Consider the following 15,912-nt stretch of genomic DNA (forward strand, 5'->3'; position numbering starts at 1 on the left):
CCGGAGCGACAGGGGTCAAAGCTCGCCTATGTCCGTTCAGCTTCTCCCGGCTCCCCCGACCGACCGATATGACAGTCGGCAACCATCTGGATGGGCAGCCGTAAGACGTGACGGAGGGTGGCGATCCACCGGACCACCACCCTCCGAGGTGTACGTCTGCCGTCAGTCCTCGTCGGACTTGCCGCCGCTCATCCCCGCCGAGATCAGCTCCATCACCGAGGAGTCCTGGAGCGTGGTGACGTCGCCCAGCGACCGGTGCTCCGCCACGTCGCGCAGCAGCCGGCGCATGATCTTGCCCGAGCGGGTCTTCGGCAGCTCGGCCACCAGCATGATCTGCCGGGGCTTGGCGATCGGCCCGAGGGTCTTCGCCACGTGGCTGCGCAGGTCCGCGATGAGCTGCTCGCCCGCCTCGCCGGCGATGTCCGTGCTGCCGCGCGGGATGGCGAACGCGACGATCGCCTGACCGGTGGTCGGGTCGGTCGCGCCGACCACCGCCGCCTCGGCCACCGAGGGGTGCGAGACCAGCGCCGACTCCACCTCGGTGGTGGAGATGTTGTGACCGGAGACCAGCATGACGTCGTCCACCCGGCCGAGCAGCCAGATGTGCCCGTCGTCGTCCTTCTTGGCCCCGTCGCCGGCGAAGTAGACCCAGTCGCCGCCCGACCCGCCACTGCCGGCGCCGGCGCCGAACCGGGACCAGTACGTCTCGATGAACCGGTTGTCGTCACCCCAGATGGTGCGCAACATCGACGGCCACGGCTCGCGGAGCACCAGGTAACCGCCGCCGCCGTTGGGCACCGACTGGCCCTGGTCGTCCACCACGTCGCCGACGATGCCCGGCAGCGGCGTCATCGCGCTGCCCGGCTTGGCCTCGGTCACGCCCGGCAGCGGGGAGATCATGATCGCGCCGGTCTCGGTCTGCCACCAGGTGTCCACGACGGGCAGCTCACCCCGGCCGATGTGCTGCCGGTACCAGATCCACGCCTCCGGGTTGATCGGCTCGCCGACGCTGCCGAGCAGTCGCAGCGAGGAGAGGTCGAAGCCGGCCGGGATGTCCTCGCCCCACTTCATCATGGTGCGGATCAGCGTCGGCGCGGTGTAGAGGATGGTGACCTTGTACTTGTCGACGATCTCCCAGAACCGGCCCTTGTGCGGCGTGTCGGGCGTGCCCTCGTACATCACCTGGGTGGCGCCGTTGGAGAGCGGCCCGTACACGATGTAGGAGTGCCCGGTCACCCAGCCGATGTCGGCCGTGCACCAGTAGACGTCGGACTCCGGCTTCAGGTCGAAGACCGCGTGGGTGGTGTACGAGGCCTGGGTCAGGTAGCCGCCGGTGGTGTGCAGGATGCCCTTCGGTCGGGCCGTGGTGCCGCTGGTGTAGAGGATGAAGAGGGGGTGCTCGGCGTCGAACGGCTGCGCGGCGTGCTCCGGCGAGGCGGTCTCCACCGTCTCGTGCCACCAGTGGTCCTTCGCGGACCAGGCGACGTCCTCGCCGGTGCGGCGGACCACCAGCACGTGCTCGATCGACGGGCAGTTCGCCACCGCCTCGTCCACGGTCGGCTTCAGCGCCGACGGCTTGCCCCGCCGGTAGCCGCCGTCGGCGGTGATCACCACCTTGGCGCTGGCGTCCTGGATCCGGTTGGTCAGCGCGTCCGCCGAGAAGCCACCGAAGACCACGCTGTGCGTCGCGCCGATCCGGGCGCAGGCCAGCATCGCGACCGCGGCCTCCGGAATCATCGGCATGTAGATGGCCACCCGGTCGCCCGCGGTGACGCCCAGCTCGGTCAGCGCGTTGGCCGCCTGGCAGGTCAGCGTGTGCAGGTCGGCGTACGACAGGGTGCGGGTGTCACCCGGCTCACCCTCCCAGTGGATCGCCACCCGGTCGCCCCGGCCGGCCTCGACGTGCCGGTCCAGGCAGTTGTACGCCACGTTCAGCTCGCCGCCGACGAACCACTTCGCGAACGGCGGGTTCGACCAGTCCAGCACCTGGTCCCACTGCTTCGACCAGGCCAGCCGGTCGGCCTGCCGCTCCCAGAAGGCCAGCCGGTCGGCCGCGGCCTCGTCGTAGGCGTCGGCCTTGACATTGGCCTCGGCGGCGAGTGCGGCTGGCGGGGGGAACTGGCGCGTCTCGTTCAGCAGATTGGCCAATGCCTCGCTCATCCGTGACTCCTCGTCGCTCGGGGTGACCTGCGTCTCGTCTGGGGGAGAGGTTAGTCCGGCCGGTCGGCGTGGGCGACCGCCGCCCGTCCGTACCGCGCCGAGCGGCCCCCGGCGCGCGCCAAGCTGCACGACGCCCCCCGGCCGACGTGTCCGGCCGCGTCGGGTCGGATCTGCGTCCGGCCCGGCGGCGGCGGTCGCCGTGTCCGGCGGCGCTGTCGGGTCGGGTCGATGCGTTCTGTCGGCGGGCTGACGCCGGCCCGGTGGCGTCGATCGCCTTCCGGGTGGCTCTCGCCCGGCCCGGCGGGCCGGGTCGCTAGCGTGACGGGGTGACCACCGACCCGCTCGCTCCGCTGCTCGCGCTCGCCGACATCGCCCCCGCCGTCGAGCGCGCCCGCGAGCGCTTCGACCACGCGCTGCGGCACCGCGCGCTGCGCCGGCACGGCGGCCAGGTCGCCGCCGAGGTCAGCCTCCGCTCCGCGGTGGCCAGCGCGGCCCTGGAGGGGTACCCGCGCGAGCGCGAGGCGGTGCGCGCCGGCACCGTCACCGACCCCGTCGTCCAGGGCGCGCTGCGGGTCGCCGGCGCCCTGCCCGGGTTGACCGACCTCTGGCCGAAGGCGCCCCGCCAGGCGCTGGCCCGGCTGCACGTGCTCGCCGCCCGGGACGTCGTACCCGAGCCGGAGCTGGGGCGGCCGGTGGCCGATCCGGTGGTCGGCGCCCGGCTGGACGGCCTGGCCGGGCTGGCCGCCGGCGGCACGAAGGTACCGCCGTTGGTGCTCGCCGCCGTGGTGCACGGCGAACTGCTGAACCTGCGTCCCTTCGCCGGGCCGTCCGGGGTGGTCGCCCGGGGCGCCGCCCGGCTGGTGCTGCTGTCCAGCGGGTTCGACCCGCGCGGCCTGCTCGCCGTCGACGTCGGCCACCACGAGCGCGAGCCGGAGTACGTCGGCTCGGCAGGCGCCTTCGCCACCGGCACCCCGGACGGGCTCCGCTCGTGGCTGCGGCACTACATGAGCGCCGTCGAGGTGGGCGCCGACCAGCTCACCCAGATCGGCGACGAGGTCCTGGCCGCCGCCTGACCAGGCTCACCTCGCGGTGCGGGCCGCTTCGTGCGGCGGGTCAGCTCCGGCGTGTCGCCCTGGTGATCTTTCCTTGCAGCGCCCGCCGGGCGATCGGGCCGAGATCGTCCACGATCTCGATGAGTACGGCGAGCTGGTCGAGCGCGGACATCGCCCGCTCCATCCCGTCCCGGTCCACGCCGCCGTAGAGCTCCAGCCCGATGAACGCGGCGGAGACCGCGCGGGCGAGGCCGGCGACGTCGGCGATCTCGGCGAACGGGGACCCGGCCAGCAGCCGACGCAGGACCGACTCGATCTCGTCGACCCAGAGCTGGAGGGCGGCGCCGGTGGGGGCGGCGAGCCGTTCGTCGCTCTGCGCGCCGGCGAGCATCTGGGCCAGGAACGAGACGTTGCCCAGCTCCTGCTCCTGCTCGTGCAGGGCACGTCCCACGTCGAGCAACTCCCGCAGGGACCGGACCTCGGCCAGCCGCGTCGACCAGTGGGCGACCCGCTCGGCGGTGCCGGCCTGGCAGGCCGCGGTCAGCAGGTCGTCCACGGTGCCGTAGTGGTAGAACACCAGGGCCTGGTTCACCCCTGCGGCCGCGGCGATGGTGCGGGCCGAGACTCCGGCGATGCCGTGCTCACGGATCGCGGCGATGGCGCCGTCGAGCAGCCGTTGCTTGGTGTCGGACATCCCTCTCCTCGCCGCCTCGCCGGATGCGGCGGTGCGATCATCGCATCGGTCACCAGCTGGGCGAGCCAGCCGATCCCCGGCAACCGTAGTGTCCAGCCCACCATGGCCCAGCCGAGGTCGACGTGTTCCAGCGCGCGGGCGACGGCGGCCACCCCCCGTTCCGTGTGGCCGTCGCCGCCCGCGTACTCCGCCCGCCACAGCAGCCGCGGATGCGCCGCGGCGGGCGCGATCGTGAGGTTCACCGGCTGCCGGCGTTCGAGGAACCGCCGTGTCGCTTCACACGGTCCGCAGTCGTCGTCCAGCCACAGGACGGCCGGCGTGCCGGGGTACGGCCGCCAGCGCGGCCACCAGTTCCGGACCTGCCGCCGGTATCCCCGCCAGCGCTGCCCGTACCGGTGGTCCAGGTCGTACTCCTCGTGCGGGCGCGCCACCGCCGCCCCGAAGGCGACGATCACCACGGCGGCCGCCGCTAGGGCGAGGCTGCGGGTGACCGCGGCGGTGAGCAGCGTCAGAGCGACGGCGCCGACCTGCATGGGGTTGGCCAGATAGGAGTACGGGCCGGTGGTGACGAGTCGGCGGGGCGGATCCCACGGGTACGGGGTGCCACCGCCGCGGGCCGAGAACTCGCGTACCGCGGCGAGCGCCGGCACCGCGACCAGCAGGGCCACCTGCGCGAGGAGCACCAGCCGGGTCGCCGGCAGCCCGGTGAGCGCCGCCCAGGACCCGTCTCCCAGCTCGAAGGCCAGGGTGGGTACGAACCACAGCAGGAGGGCGGCGAAGAGACCGAGCTGGAGGAGGGTCCGCGTACGCAGGTGCCGGCGGTCGGCGCTGAACCGGCCGAGCAGCTGCGCCGGCAGCGCCACGGCGAGCAGCCCGACCGCCTCCCCGACCAGCCAGTGCGGCCCGAGCCGGACCAACGGATGCAGCGCGGGCATCGCCACCACGTCGAGCCAGAGCAGCAGGCCGAGGGCGACCGGCACGGGGAGCACCCGGCGCAGCAGCACGGGCAGCGGGCCCCAGAGCGCCGCCCAGCCGATCCAGAGGTCGACCGGCATTCCCCGGTAGGCGCCCCGCACCGAGGCGAAGGCGAACCAGCCGGTCACCCGCGCCACGTCGTTGAGGGCGGTCACGCCGACCGCGGCGGCCACGAAGGCCAGCAGCGCGGCCGCGCGCGCGTCCTGGCGGCGCTCCGGCAGCGCGTCCTGGCGGCGGTCCAGCCGCGCGACCGCCCGGGCGTCCCGGCGGCGGTTCAGCAGCGCGACCGTCCGGCCGTCCTGGCGGCGGTCCAGCAGCGCGGCGGCGAGCACCGCCAGCAGCGGCACCGCCAGGCTGAGGTGGCGTGCCGCGGTCATCGCAGCGCCATCATGTCCAGCAGGTGCTCGACCCCCTCGCCGAGCAGCGCGTCCTGGAGCGGGCCGAAGTACCAGGACGGGTCGAGGCCACGCCGGTAGTCGACGGTGACGCGGACCTGCGTGTGGCCGGCGTCGACAGCCCGCCAGCGCAGGTCGGCGTGCTGCCAGGTGAACCAGCGGCCGGTGATGGAGCTGTCCTCGACGAACCGGAAGGCCACGTGCCGCGGTTCGCTGGTCTCGACCTGGGCCAGCAGGTGACCGCCCGGCCCGTGTGCGCTGCCGTGGTAGCCGAACATCCAGCGGTCGCCGGGGGTCAGCCCGTCGCCGCTGACCTGGCGGGGCGTGGGGACGCCCAGCAGCCGCAGCGGTACGGACCGGACCGTGGCTGGTCGGGGGCCGGCGGCGAGGCGGGCGGCCACCTCGCCGGCGGGGAGCGCGACGACCCGGACGACCTCGACCGACTGCCCCGGGTCGAAGCGCGGGCCGATGCCGCTGCCCTCCAGCCCGGGCAGGAGCAGCAGCGGCACCGCGACCACCGCGTACGCACGGGAGGAGCGGCTGACCAGGCGGATCAGGGCCGTGGTGCCGTGAGCCACCGCGTACACCAGAGGCGAGGCCAGGACGACGCAGATGGCGCCCTCGTGCAACGCCACCGCCGCCAGCAGCAGGGCGATGGTGGTCACGACGAAGACCCGGCCGTGCGCGGTCCCGCCGGGGCTCAGGGCCAGCGCCGCAGCCAGCAGCACGGGCAGCGCCACGAAGAGCAGGGCGCTGTCGGCGCGGCCGTCGCGGACCGCTGCCGCGAAGACCACCAGGCCGAAAAGCCCGATCAGGCCGGCCAGGATCCAGTTGGCCGTGGTGCGCCGTGGGCGCGGGTCGTTCTGCTCCGACATGGGTCCTCCCCGTTTTGAGCGGTCGCTCAAACGGAGGATAGGAGGAATTGAGCGAGTGCTCAATAGCGCGGGCGAACCAGTGCCCGTGGCGGTGGAAGGGCTGCGGACGCCGTCGAGGGCCGGGGTCGGCGACGGTGCTGCCGTGAGGATGGCGGCCGGTGACCGCGGCGCGTTGCGGCGTCAGGCGGCGTGGACTGTCAGACGATGCAGGCTTTCAGGCGGTGCGGACGCCGAGCGGTGCGGGCAGTCGGCGCGGGTCCAGGCGGTGCGACGCCAAGCGGCGCGGTCAGTCGGCACGGGTCCAGGCGGTGCGGATCCAGGCGGTGCCGATGTGCGGCGGCGAGGGTGTCAGGCGACCGGGGCGGAGCGGGTGCGGCGGTGCCGGCCGTACCAGGCGATGCCGATCGCCACCCCGACGCCGACCGCCGCAGCGGCCGCGGCCACCGGGACGGCCGGGCGCTCGCGCAGCCGCCGGCCCAGCGGGATCGGGTGCCGGAACTCGAGCACCGGCCAGGCGTTCTCCGCCGCCAGCTTGCGCAGTTGGCGGTCCGGGTTCACCACGGTCGGGTGGCCCACGCACTCCAGCAGCGGCCGGTCGCTGTACGAGTCGGAGTAGGCGTACGAGTCGGCGAGGTCGTAGCCGCGCGCGGCGGCCAGCTCGTTGACGCCTTCGACCTTGCTCGGGCCGGCCGCGTAGAACTCGACCTCGCCGCTGTACCGACCGTCCTGCACCGCCATCCGGGTGGCGATCACGTCGGTCACCCCGAGCAGCTCGCCGATCGGCCGGACCATCTCCTCGCCGGAGGCCGAGACCAGCACCACGTCCCGACCGGCCGCCTGGTGCTCCTCGATGAGGGCGGCCGCCTCGGCGTACACGTACGGGTTGATCAGCTCGTGCAGCGTCTCCGCGACGATCTGGCGGACCTGCTCCACCTGCCAGCCCTTGCAGAGGGTGGCCAGGTAGTCCCGTGTTCGGGCCATGGTCTGCTCGTCGGTGCCGCCCAGCCGGAACATCAGCTGCGCGTACGCCGACTTGACCACGTCACGCCGTGTGATCAACCCGTCCCGGTAGAACGGCCGACCGAACGCCAGTGCGCTCGACTTAGCGATGACGGTCTTGTCCAGATCGAAGAAAGCGGCACCTCGGCCCACGGCGCGAAAGTCTAGCCGGATGGTCTATGGTCGGCGGGTGCCCGGGGTCCGGTGATCTCCAGACCGGCGGGCCGACCCGATCATCTCTGCTGACGGTGATCGCGATCACACTCTGCGAAACAAATTCGCAGGGAGTGGAGTGAACACCACTCGACGTAACAGGTCTACTCAGGCAGACTTGTCCGTACGACGAGCATGCATATGTCGCACAACAGGCAGGCCCTCAGCGGTTGCACCCCCCGTGACCGCTGAGTTGGTTCGGCTCGACCCCCCCGGAGCCGAACCTCCCGACGACCCCCGTCTCCCCCCGACGGGGGTCGTCCCTTTCCAGGTCCAGCATTGAGGCCCAGGTCACAGCTCGGCTGCCCGGCGTGACGTGTGGCTCGCCCGCGAGGTCCGGTGGGAGTTCAACACCGAAGACGAGGCCCGGTCGATGATGCGTTGCCTCGTCCCGGCCGACGGCGGCCAATGGCGGGAGCAGCAAACCGGCGACGCGGCCACGCGGCCCGTCAGCTAGATGTGCGCGACGACCTGCCGGAGTGGGTGGCCCAGGATGGCCTCGACGGCGTCGATTTCATCGGGGGTGAACTCGTACTCCACGCGAGCCGGGTTTGCGATTGCGATCTCGAAGCGAGCAAAGCCGCTGGGCCAGTCGAACTTCAGGGTGTCCAGCGCGACTGCAGTCTCGCAGCACGGAACCGACACAATCAGGCTGTCGAACTCGCCCTCAGTCTCCTCGATCAGGTCGTCGTACCAGTCCGTTGGGATGTCCCGATCGCAGTGCGGGCACGTGATTTGCTGGACGCTCTCGCCCGCGTCGACCACGGTGATCCGGTCATAGAACTCGACCGTGATGTCCTGTTGGACGCCGTCCGGGTCGGGGAACACTCGCCGGACGTACGCTCCCGCCTCGGTGGCCGCTGCGCTGGTCGGTTGCCAGTTGACGTCGGTCGGGATCAGGGAGACGTAGAAGTCGCTCACGGGCGTGATCCTGTCACCAACGATGACAGCCCGAGACGCCGTGTGAGCAGGTGTCGCCGGCCGTTCACGCTGGTGGCGGGACTGCGGCTCTATGTTCCGCTCTAGCCAGAGTCGCCACGTTCAGTGGCCTCTGCCGCGAGCATGGCTATTGCCTGAGCCGGCGGGTGGCGGTGGTCGCGAGTACCGTTCGAGACGGCGCCCGAAGCGCCACGTCGAGGCCGGCACTGCCGCACCCGAGCTCTGTCCTCTTCGGCGCCGGACTGATGGTGGCCACCTCGTCCGGCCCTGCAACCGCCCCTTGGCTGGGCGAGGACCGCGTCCCTTCATGGACACTTCCAATGGTCGCGGTGCACTGCGATACGACTGTCACGACGTCCTGCCAAGCACTCGGCACGTCACCCTGAGCGGTGAAGCCGACTTAGCTACGGCCGATCAATTTGAGTACGACCTGAGACGCCTGCTGGACGCCTCCTGGGTGACCCGTCTCGCTCTCGACCTGACAGCGCTACGGCACCTCGATTGCGCTGCGCTCGCTGCACTGCTGGCCGCCAGGGATACCGCCGTGGCTCGTGGCCAGCAGCTGGTCATCACCGCCGCCGTCGGCGCGCCGGCGCGGGTCCTCCTGCTCAGCGCGGTCGGCGAACTCTTCGGCTACCCGCCGCCACCAGGACGCGTCCGCCAAGTTCCCACCGCGATCGAACACGCCAACCTGCCGATCGCAGGTTGAGCGCAAGGCCACCCAGGTCAGCAAAGAATCAGTGAACGCCGTGCTACCTGACCTCCTTCCCGCCGGCCGGCCGGCAGCCGTACCGCGCAACCAGTGCACGCCGGCGGGTAGCGTCCGGCGGCATGCTGCGTAGTTGGAAGCTGACGGGAATCGCGCTGGTCTGCGGGGCGGTCGTGGCGGGCACCCTGTTCGCGACGGGCTCGACCCAGACCGGTGCCATTGAGCTGCTGGTGTTTCTCGGGTTGGCGGCCCTGCTGTCGCCACTGTTCTTTCCGAGGTCACTCGACGCCGCCCAGGCGCAGGAGCGCAGCGCAGCCGACGGCCGAGTGATCGTCTACTGGCGGCCCGGCTGCCAGTACTGCCTACGGCTGCGCGCCCGGCTCGGTCGGAATGCGCGGCAGGCGTACTGGGTCAACATCTGGAGCGATCCCGCCGGTGCGGCTGCGGTCCGGGCGGTGACGGGGGGCGACGAGACGGTGCCGACCGTCGTGGTCGGTGGCGAATCCTTCGTCAATCCCGACCCGGGCTGGCTGCGCGACCGGATATGCGCCCTCGGTGACCGGGGATAGCGTCGCGGATCGGCGAAGTACCTGCTGGGAGGACGTCCGGGGGTCGGCGGCGCATAGCAGATCGACTGGTCCGGCGGGCATTGTCCACAGCTGGCTGAGTTGTCCACAGGTGGCGGCTGGAGGGCGGTAGGCGGGGCGGAACGCGAGCAGGGTCTCGGTCAGCACCCGAGCCCGACCGCTGGAGGCCGCGATGCCACCCCGTACCGCCGTTCCATCGCCCACTCGACGACCGCTGGTCGTCACCGCCGACGGCGAGCTGCTCGACGACCTGCTCCGGCTCGCCGCTGCCGGCGGTGCCGAGGTGGAGCTGGCACCCGACCCGGCCGCCGCCCGGACCCGCTGGCTGCCCGCGCCGATCGTGCTGGTCGGCGCGGATCAGGCCCAGCCCTGCCTACGCGCCCGGCTGCCACACCGGCCCCGGCTGGTGCTGGTCGGCCGCTCCGGGGAGCTCGATCCCGGCTGGCAGGTCGCCGAGCTGATCGGTGCCGAGCACGTCGCCACGCTGCCGGCGGCCGAGCCCTGGCTGGTCGACCGCCTCGCCGAGCACGGCGCCGACCGGCCGTCCGGCCCGGGAGCGCGCATCGTCGCGGTGCTCGGTGGGCGGGGCGGCGCCGGGGCGAGTGTCCTGGCCGGTGGCCTCGCGGTCACCGCGGCCCGCACCCGGCTGCGCACCCTGCTGGTCGACGCCGACCCGCTCGGCGGCGGGCTCGACCTGGTGCTCGGCTGGGAAGAATTGGAGGGGCTGCGCTGGCCGGCGCTCACCGACGCCGACGGCCGGGTCGACGCCCCCGCGCTGGTCCGGGCCCTGCCGAACCGGGGCGACCTGGTGGTGCTCTCCTGGGACCGGGGCGACCTGCTCGCCCTGCCGGCCCCGGCGATGGCCGCCACCGTCGACGCGGCGCGGCGCGGGCGGGATTTCGTGGTGGTCGACCTGCCCCGGCAGCTCGACGACGCCGCGGTCATTGCGCTGCAGGCCGCCGACCAGGCGTTCGTCATCGTCCCCGCCGAGCTGCGCGCAACCGCGGCTGCGGCTCGGGTGGTGGCCACCGCTTCGCCGCACTGCGCCGACCTGTCCGTCATCGTCCGCGGGCCGGCTCCCGGTCGGCTCAAGGCGACCGAGGTGGCCAGGGCCCTCGGGCTCCCGCTGGCCGGCGCACTCCGGCCGGAGCCCGGCATCACCCGCGGGCTGGAGCGCGGCGAGGCGCCGGCCGCATCTGGTCGCGGCCCGCTGGCCGTCCTCTGCCAGCGGATCGTCGCGGAGTTGACCGGCGTGCCCGCTGCGGGTGCGGCGTGACCGGGCGGCCGGACGGCGACGGGCTCTCCGCCCGGGTACGGCAGCGGATGGCCGCCGCCGCGACTCCGGTCACTCCGGCGGCGATCGTCTCCGCGGTACGGGCCGAGCCCGCCGCGGCTGTCCTCGGCGACACGGCGGTGCTGCGGATGGCCGATCGGGTACGCGACGAACTCGTCGGCGCGGGCCCGCTCGCCCCGCTGCTGGCCGACCCGGAGGTGACCGACGTGCTGGTCAACGGCACGCGGGTGTGGGTCGACCGGGGGCAGGGGCTGCAGCAGGTGGCGGTGCCGGTGGGCTCGGTCGACGACGTACGCCGGCTGGCCCAACGGTTGACCGCGAGCGCGGGACGGCGGCTGGACGACGGCTCCCCGTACGCCGACGCCCGGCTCGCCGACGGCACCCGGCTGCACGCCGTCCTGCCGCCGGTGGCGACCGACGGGCCCTACCTGTCACTGCGGACCTTCCGGCAACGGCCGTTCACCCTCGACGAGCTGGTGCAGCACGGCACGGTGCCCCGACCGGTGGCGCCGCTGCTCTCCGCGGTGGTGGCGGCGCGGCTCGCCTACCTGGTGACCGGTGGAACGGGATCGGGCAAGACCACGCTGCTCAACACGCTCCTCGGGCTGGTGCCGGCGACCGAGCGGATCGTGCTGGTGGAGGACGCGGCCGAGCTGCAGCCGAAGCACCTGCACGTGGTGGGGTTGCAGGCGCGTACCGCCAATGTGGAGGGCTCCGGCGTGGTGAGCCTGGCCGACCTGGTCCGCCAGGCGCTGCGGATGCGACCGGACCGACTGGTGGTCGGTGAGTGCCGGGGCGGCGAGGTGGTGGACCTGCTCGCGGCCCTGAACACCGGACACGACGGTGGAGCCGGGACACTGCACGCCAACGCTCCGACCGACGTGCCCGCCCGGCTGGAGGCGCTCGGCATGCTCGGCGGGCTGCCCCGCGCCGCGCTGCACGCGCAGGTGGCCGCCGCGCTCCAGGTGCTGTTGCAGGTGCGCCGGGGTGATCGGGGCCGGGTGCTGGAGGCCATCTGCCTACTGCTGCCCGAGGGGCCGGAACACCTGGTCACCGCGGTGCCCGCCTGGGTGCGCGGACGCGGCCTCGGTCTCGCCGGGCGGGCGCTCGCCGCGCTGCTGCGGGATCGGGGCGTACCGGTGCCGCCGATCCTCTGCGAGCCCTGGCCGGGATCGGCCGGTCCGGCATGAGCCCCGGGCCGTGGCTGGTGGCCGCGCTTCTGCTGGTCGCGGCCATCCTGGTGGGCTGGCCACTGCGCAGCGCGCGGGCCCGCCGCCGCGCGTTGGTCGCGACGATGCGACCGACCGGGCGCACCGAGCCTTCGCGGACGTGGCGGACGCCGAGCGGTGACGGTGGCGGCCGGCCGAGCAGGTGGGGTCGGCGTGCCGACGCGGCTGCGGAGGATCCCCTCGTCGGCTGGGTCGCCGAGCTGGGCCGAGCCCTCGACGTTTCCGGCCCGCTGGCTGAGCGCGATGGCTCCGCGCACCGCATGGAGGCGACGACCGGTCTCGGCGGCGACCCCGCCCGGGCTGGCGGAAACCGCCGCACGCCCGCGATCGAGCGGGACGCCGACACCCGAGTGCCGTGGCCGTCGGGCGGATCCCCCGGACGGTCGCGCCCGCCGGGGCCGTCGCGTCCACCGGGACGACGGGACGGTCGGGGGCCGACCGGGCTCGGCGGGACGCCGGGCGCGAGCGTCTCGGTACAGCAGCGGCCGGCCGTCGCCACCCCGGCGGCGCGGCCGGACCATCCCGGATGGTCGGTGCTGTTGACCGGATCGCCGAGGCGCACGCTGTTCCTGGCCGGTCTGACCGGGGCCGGGATCGGCGGCCTGCTCGCCGGACCGGTCGCCGCAGTGGCCCTCGCCGGCTACGGACTGCTCGGCGTCCGGGCGGCCGTCCGGTGGCAGGTGACCCGTTCCGTCGAGCGGGCGCGGCGTCGCCGGTTGGACCAGCTCGCCGGTCTCGCCGCGGACCTCCGGGCCGGGCTGCCGGTGCCGGCGCTGAGCGGCGCCGCGACGGCCTCGACTGTCGAAGGTGCGGACCGGCGGGTCGCCGATGTCGCGGCAGCGGGGCGCCCCGAGCCCGGGGGCCGGCTCGACCGGCTCGCGTCGGCGGCGGTGCGCCTCGCCGACCGTACCGGTGCGCCGTTGGCGGAGTTGCTGGAGCGGATCGAGGCGGACGCTCGGTCGACCGACCGAGGGCTGGCCGCCGCAGCAGCGCAGGCGGCGGGCGCGCGGGCCACCGCGTGGCTGCTGGCGGCCCTACCACTCGGTGGCATCGGGCTCGGCTACGGCATCGGGGTGGATCCGGTGCGGGTACTCCTGCACACCCCGATCGGCGCGGCCTGCACGCTGCTGGCCGTCGCGCTCCAGGCGGCCGGGCTGTTCTGGGCGGAACGGCTCGCTGGCACTCCCGGCGGGGCCGACTGATGATCCGCGCGGCCGTCGCCGCCGGCTGCCTGGTCGCGGCGGCCCTGCTGCTCACCGCCACCGGCCGTCGACCGCTGCAACGCCTGCGCGTCCCCGACGGCGGGGCGCGGGCGTGGAGCGGCGCGCGCCCGTCGGACGGCGCGCGTCCGTGGAGCAGCGGGCGGTCCGCGGACGGCGGGCGGCCGGGGGACGGCGGGCGGCAATGGGGCGGCAGCGTCGCGGCGGCCGACGGGCCGAGGGCGCAGAACGATGCGCCTCCCACCCGGCAGGGTCGGCGGCCGGACGTGATCCGTCTCGCCGCCGCGCTGAGCGGCGTGGTGGTGGCGGTGGTCGTCGGCGGCTGGCCGGGTCTGCTCGCCGCGGTACCCGCCGCGCTGATGCTCGACCGGTTGCTCCGGCGGATCGAGTCACCCGCCGTCCGCAACCGGCGCCTGCGCGAGGGCGCCGACCTGCCACTCGCCGCCGACCTGCTGGCGGCGGCTCTGCGGGCTGGCGCGCCGGTGGACCGCTCGGTGCTCGCGGTGGCCGAGGCGCTGGACGGCCCGCTCGCCGAGCGGCTCGGGCGGGTCGGCCGGACGCTTCTGCTGGGCGGCGGCCCGCAGGAGGCGTGGTCCGCACTTGACGGGGTGCCGGGGGCGGAGCGGCTGGCGGCGGCCGCGTACCGCTCGTCGAACAGTGGTGCCGCGCTGGCCGGCGCGCTCACCCGGCTCGCCGACGACCTGCGGGCCGACCGGGCCACCGCCGCCGAGGCGTCGGCCCGCCGGGCGGGCGTGCTCATCGTCCTGCCGCTGGGGCTCTGCTTCCTGCCGGCCTTCATTCTCGCCGGCCTGGTGCCGGTGATCGTCGCCGTCCTCGGCGACGTGCTCTGAGAACCATCGAGGAAAGGGGTACGCTCGTGCGCAAACTTCTCGCCCGCCTCCGCGGGGACGCCGGAATGAACACCGCCGAGTACGCCGTCGGCACGCTCGCGGCGGTGGCCTTCGCCGGCATCCTGCTGAAGGTGCTGACCTCCGGGAACGTGCAGTCCGCGTTGACCGCCGTCGTCGACCGGGCGCTCAAGTGAGCCGGCGTCGGCTGGCCGGTCGCGACCGGGGGTCGTTCACCGCCGAGTTGGCGGCCGGCCTGCCGGCGCTGCTGCTGCTCCTGCTCGCCGGGCTGACCGCGGTCAACGCGGTCGACGCCCGGGCTGGCTGCCTGCACGCGGCTCGGGAGGCGGCGCTCGCCGCCTCCCGGGGCGAGGACGGAGCGTCGGCGGGGGTCCGCGCGGCCCCACCCGGAGCGGAGGTCGCGGTGGCGGTCGACGGCGAACGGGTGCGAGCGACCGTACGGGCACCGGTCCGGGCGCTGGGTGCGCGGCTGCCCCGGATCACCGTGTCGGCCACCGCCGTCGCCGCCGTCGAGCCCGGCACCCCCGGAGTGCTCCCGTGAGCACGCCCCCGCGCTGGCCGGTGTTGCCGTCGGGCGACGTGGATGCGCAGCGGGGCGGAGCCAGCGTCTGTCTACTCGCGATCGGTTTGGTGTTCGTGCTGGCCGCAGCGTTCGGGGCTGGCGTCGGCGCGGCCCGGACGGCCGTCCAACGGGCCGGCGTCGCGGCGGACTTCGGCGCGCTCGCCGGTGCCGGCCGAGCGCTCGACGGCGACGTCGCCGCCTGCGCGCTGGCCGCCGAACTCGTGGGCCGCAACGGCGGCCGGCTGGTCGCCTGCCAGCTCGACGGCCTCGACGTGCTGGTCACAGCGGAGGTCACGGTCACACCGCTGCCCGGCCTGACCCGGGTCGCGACGGCCACCGCCCGAGCCGGCCCACTACGTGGGTGACGAGTGGGTGAAGGGGTGCGGGTCGCCGCGAGTTCCGGCGATCGGGTGGTCCGACCGGATGGCCCGGGACGTGGACGGCGTGGTCGGCGTCCCGGGCCGGCGGGTCAGCGGGCCTGCAGGGCGTCGAGGGCGACGGCCATCGCGATGACCAGCCGCCGGTCGATCTGCGGGTTCTGAATCTCGACCACGTACCGGTCGCGCAGGCCCCACTTCTTCACCACGGTGAAGACCGGCTGGCCACCGGCGGTGAAGTCGAAGTGGTAGGGCAGCCAGGAGAGCGAGTCCACGAAGCGGCGCAGCAGCGCCACCGGCATGCTGCGCTCCTGACCGGTGACCTGCGGGAGCCCGTTCTGCTCGACGTGCCAGGTGGAGCGGAGCAGGGACTGGGCGAAGTCCTTGCGGAACAGGCCGATCGGGTTGCCGGCGGCGTCCGTGACGTCGTACGTGGCGCCGAGGTCGAGGCGCTGGCGGGCCTTGAACCCGAGCAGCGGCTGCTGCTTGGAGTCGTCGGTGTAGATGGTCACCTGCTCCTTGAAGGCGAGCCGCTTCTGCTGGGCGAACGCCAGCATCTCGCCCTCGGAGCCGTCCGGCGCCACCGCGTGGACCTGGTACTGGTTGACCATCATCCGCAGCCGCTGGCGGATGTGGAACTGCTGCTGAGCCTGCAAGTTGTCGAGCTGCATCTGTTCTCCTCCGGGGATGGGTGCGGGCCGGAGTCTCGCACAGCGCGATGCTCGCCGCCGCCCGCGCGCGCCGTGGCGTCCCCGGACGCACC

Annotated in this window: 17 protein-coding genes; 10 read left to right on the top strand and 7 right to left on the bottom strand. The window is 74.0% G+C overall.

What is annotated here, in order from left to right; all coding sequences use genetic code 11:
- Window positions 1–162 precede the first annotated feature (162 nt).
- Window positions 163–2,160 (bottom strand): acetate--CoA ligase, encoded by a 1,998-nt coding sequence (acs, locus tag ACIBBA_RS04945; protein ID WP_396693857.1) that lies wholly within the window; start codon window positions 2,158–2,160, stop codon window positions 163–165.
- Between the two features lie 326 nt (window positions 2,161–2,486).
- Between acs and ACIBBA_RS04950 the strand changes: the two genes are divergently transcribed.
- Complete coding sequence (locus ACIBBA_RS04950) at window positions 2,487–3,233, top strand: oxidoreductase (protein ID WP_396693859.1); 747 nt, start codon at window positions 2,487–2,489, stop codon at window positions 3,231–3,233.
- Between the two features lie 40 nt (window positions 3,234–3,273).
- Here ACIBBA_RS04950 and ACIBBA_RS04955 read toward each other — a convergent pair whose 3' ends face one another.
- The 5 genes from ACIBBA_RS04955 to ACIBBA_RS04975 all read right to left on the bottom strand — a co-directional run bounded on the left by ACIBBA_RS04955 (window position 3,274) and on the right by ACIBBA_RS04975 (window position 8,284).
- Window positions 3,274–3,906 carry a TetR/AcrR family transcriptional regulator gene (locus tag ACIBBA_RS04955; protein WP_396693861.1) on the bottom strand — a complete coding sequence of 211 codons (633 nt, stop codon included), beginning with the start codon at window positions 3,904–3,906 and terminating at the stop codon, window positions 3,274–3,276.
- Window positions 3,801–5,258, bottom strand: a complete 1,458-nt coding sequence (locus ACIBBA_RS04960) for a methyltransferase (protein ID WP_396693863.1) — start codon at window positions 5,256–5,258, stop codon at window positions 3,801–3,803. Before ACIBBA_RS04960 ends, ACIBBA_RS04955 begins: the two co-directional genes overlap by 106 nt.
- Window positions 5,255–6,151 carry a hypothetical protein gene (locus ACIBBA_RS04965; RefSeq protein WP_396693865.1) on the bottom strand — a complete coding sequence of 299 codons (897 nt, stop codon included), beginning with the start codon at window positions 6,149–6,151 and terminating at the stop codon, window positions 5,255–5,257. Before ACIBBA_RS04965 ends, ACIBBA_RS04960 begins: the two co-directional genes overlap by 4 nt.
- A 348-nt stretch (window positions 6,152–6,499) precedes the next feature.
- Window positions 6,500–7,303: an HAD family hydrolase gene (locus ACIBBA_RS04970; protein WP_396693867.1), complete on the bottom strand. Its 804-nt coding sequence runs from the start codon at window positions 7,301–7,303 to the stop codon at window positions 6,500–6,502.
- Between the two features lie 513 nt (window positions 7,304–7,816).
- Window positions 7,817–8,284 (bottom strand): hypothetical protein, encoded by a 468-nt coding sequence (locus tag ACIBBA_RS04975; protein WP_396693869.1) that lies wholly within the window; start codon window positions 8,282–8,284, stop codon window positions 7,817–7,819.
- A gap of 325 nt (window positions 8,285–8,609) precedes the next feature.
- On the opposite strand from ACIBBA_RS04975, the gene ACIBBA_RS04980 reads away from it, so the two are divergent.
- The 9 genes from ACIBBA_RS04980 (at window position 8,610) to ACIBBA_RS05020 (ending at window position 15,137) form a co-directional block, all read left to right on the top strand.
- Complete coding sequence (locus tag ACIBBA_RS04980) at window positions 8,610–9,011, top strand: STAS domain-containing protein (protein ID WP_396693871.1); 402 nt, start codon at window positions 8,610–8,612, stop codon at window positions 9,009–9,011.
- Window positions 9,012–9,133: 122 nt separating this feature from the next.
- A complete protein-coding gene (locus ACIBBA_RS04985; protein ID WP_396693873.1) occupies window positions 9,134–9,580 on the top strand; it encodes a glutaredoxin domain-containing protein in 447 nt (148 codons plus the stop codon).
- Window positions 9,581–9,770: 190 nt separating this feature from the next.
- Window positions 9,771–10,874, top strand: coding sequence for a septum site-determining protein Ssd (gene ssd / locus ACIBBA_RS04990; RefSeq protein ID WP_396693875.1), 1,104 nt, complete (start codon window positions 9,771–9,773; stop codon window positions 10,872–10,874).
- Window positions 10,871–12,082: a TadA family conjugal transfer-associated ATPase gene (locus ACIBBA_RS04995; RefSeq protein ID WP_396693877.1), complete on the top strand. Its 1,212-nt coding sequence runs from the start codon at window positions 10,871–10,873 to the stop codon at window positions 12,080–12,082. The genes ssd and ACIBBA_RS04995 overlap by 4 nt, the downstream gene beginning before the upstream one ends.
- The gene (locus ACIBBA_RS05000; protein ID WP_396693879.1) at window positions 12,079–13,323 is read left to right on the top strand and encodes a type II secretion system F family protein; all 1,245 of its coding nucleotides are present in this window, start codon (window positions 12,079–12,081) and stop codon (window positions 13,321–13,323) included. Before ACIBBA_RS04995 ends, ACIBBA_RS05000 begins: the two co-directional genes overlap by 4 nt.
- Before the next feature lie 284 nt (window positions 13,324–13,607).
- Window positions 13,608–14,192, top strand: coding sequence for a type II secretion system F family protein (locus ACIBBA_RS05005; protein ID WP_396694318.1), 585 nt, complete (start codon window positions 13,608–13,610; stop codon window positions 14,190–14,192).
- A 26-nt stretch (window positions 14,193–14,218) separates the two neighbouring features.
- Window positions 14,219–14,386: a DUF4244 domain-containing protein gene (locus ACIBBA_RS05010; RefSeq protein WP_396693881.1), complete on the top strand. Its 168-nt coding sequence runs from the start codon at window positions 14,219–14,221 to the stop codon at window positions 14,384–14,386.
- A complete protein-coding gene (locus ACIBBA_RS05015; RefSeq protein ID WP_396693883.1) occupies window positions 14,383–14,751 on the top strand; it encodes a TadE family type IV pilus minor pilin in 369 nt (122 codons plus the stop codon). The genes ACIBBA_RS05010 and ACIBBA_RS05015 overlap by 4 nt, the downstream gene beginning before the upstream one ends.
- Entirely contained in the window at window positions 14,748–15,137 is a 390-nt protein-coding gene (locus ACIBBA_RS05020) for an Rv3654c family TadE-like protein (protein WP_396693885.1), read from the top strand. The genes ACIBBA_RS05015 and ACIBBA_RS05020 overlap by 4 nt, the downstream gene beginning before the upstream one ends.
- A gap of 104 nt (window positions 15,138–15,241) precedes the next feature.
- Here the strand turns inward: ACIBBA_RS05020 and ACIBBA_RS05025 are convergent, their stop codons facing one another.
- Window positions 15,242–15,820 carry a hypothetical protein gene (locus tag ACIBBA_RS05025; protein WP_396693887.1) on the bottom strand — a complete coding sequence of 193 codons (579 nt, stop codon included), beginning with the start codon at window positions 15,818–15,820 and terminating at the stop codon, window positions 15,242–15,244.
- Window positions 15,821–15,912: the final 92 nt, after the last annotated feature.

Origin of the sequence: Micromonospora sp. NPDC051006 (assembly GCF_044456245.1) — a bacterium.
In the GTDB taxonomy this organism is placed as follows: Bacteria; Actinomycetota; Actinomycetes; order Mycobacteriales; family Micromonosporaceae; genus Micromonospora.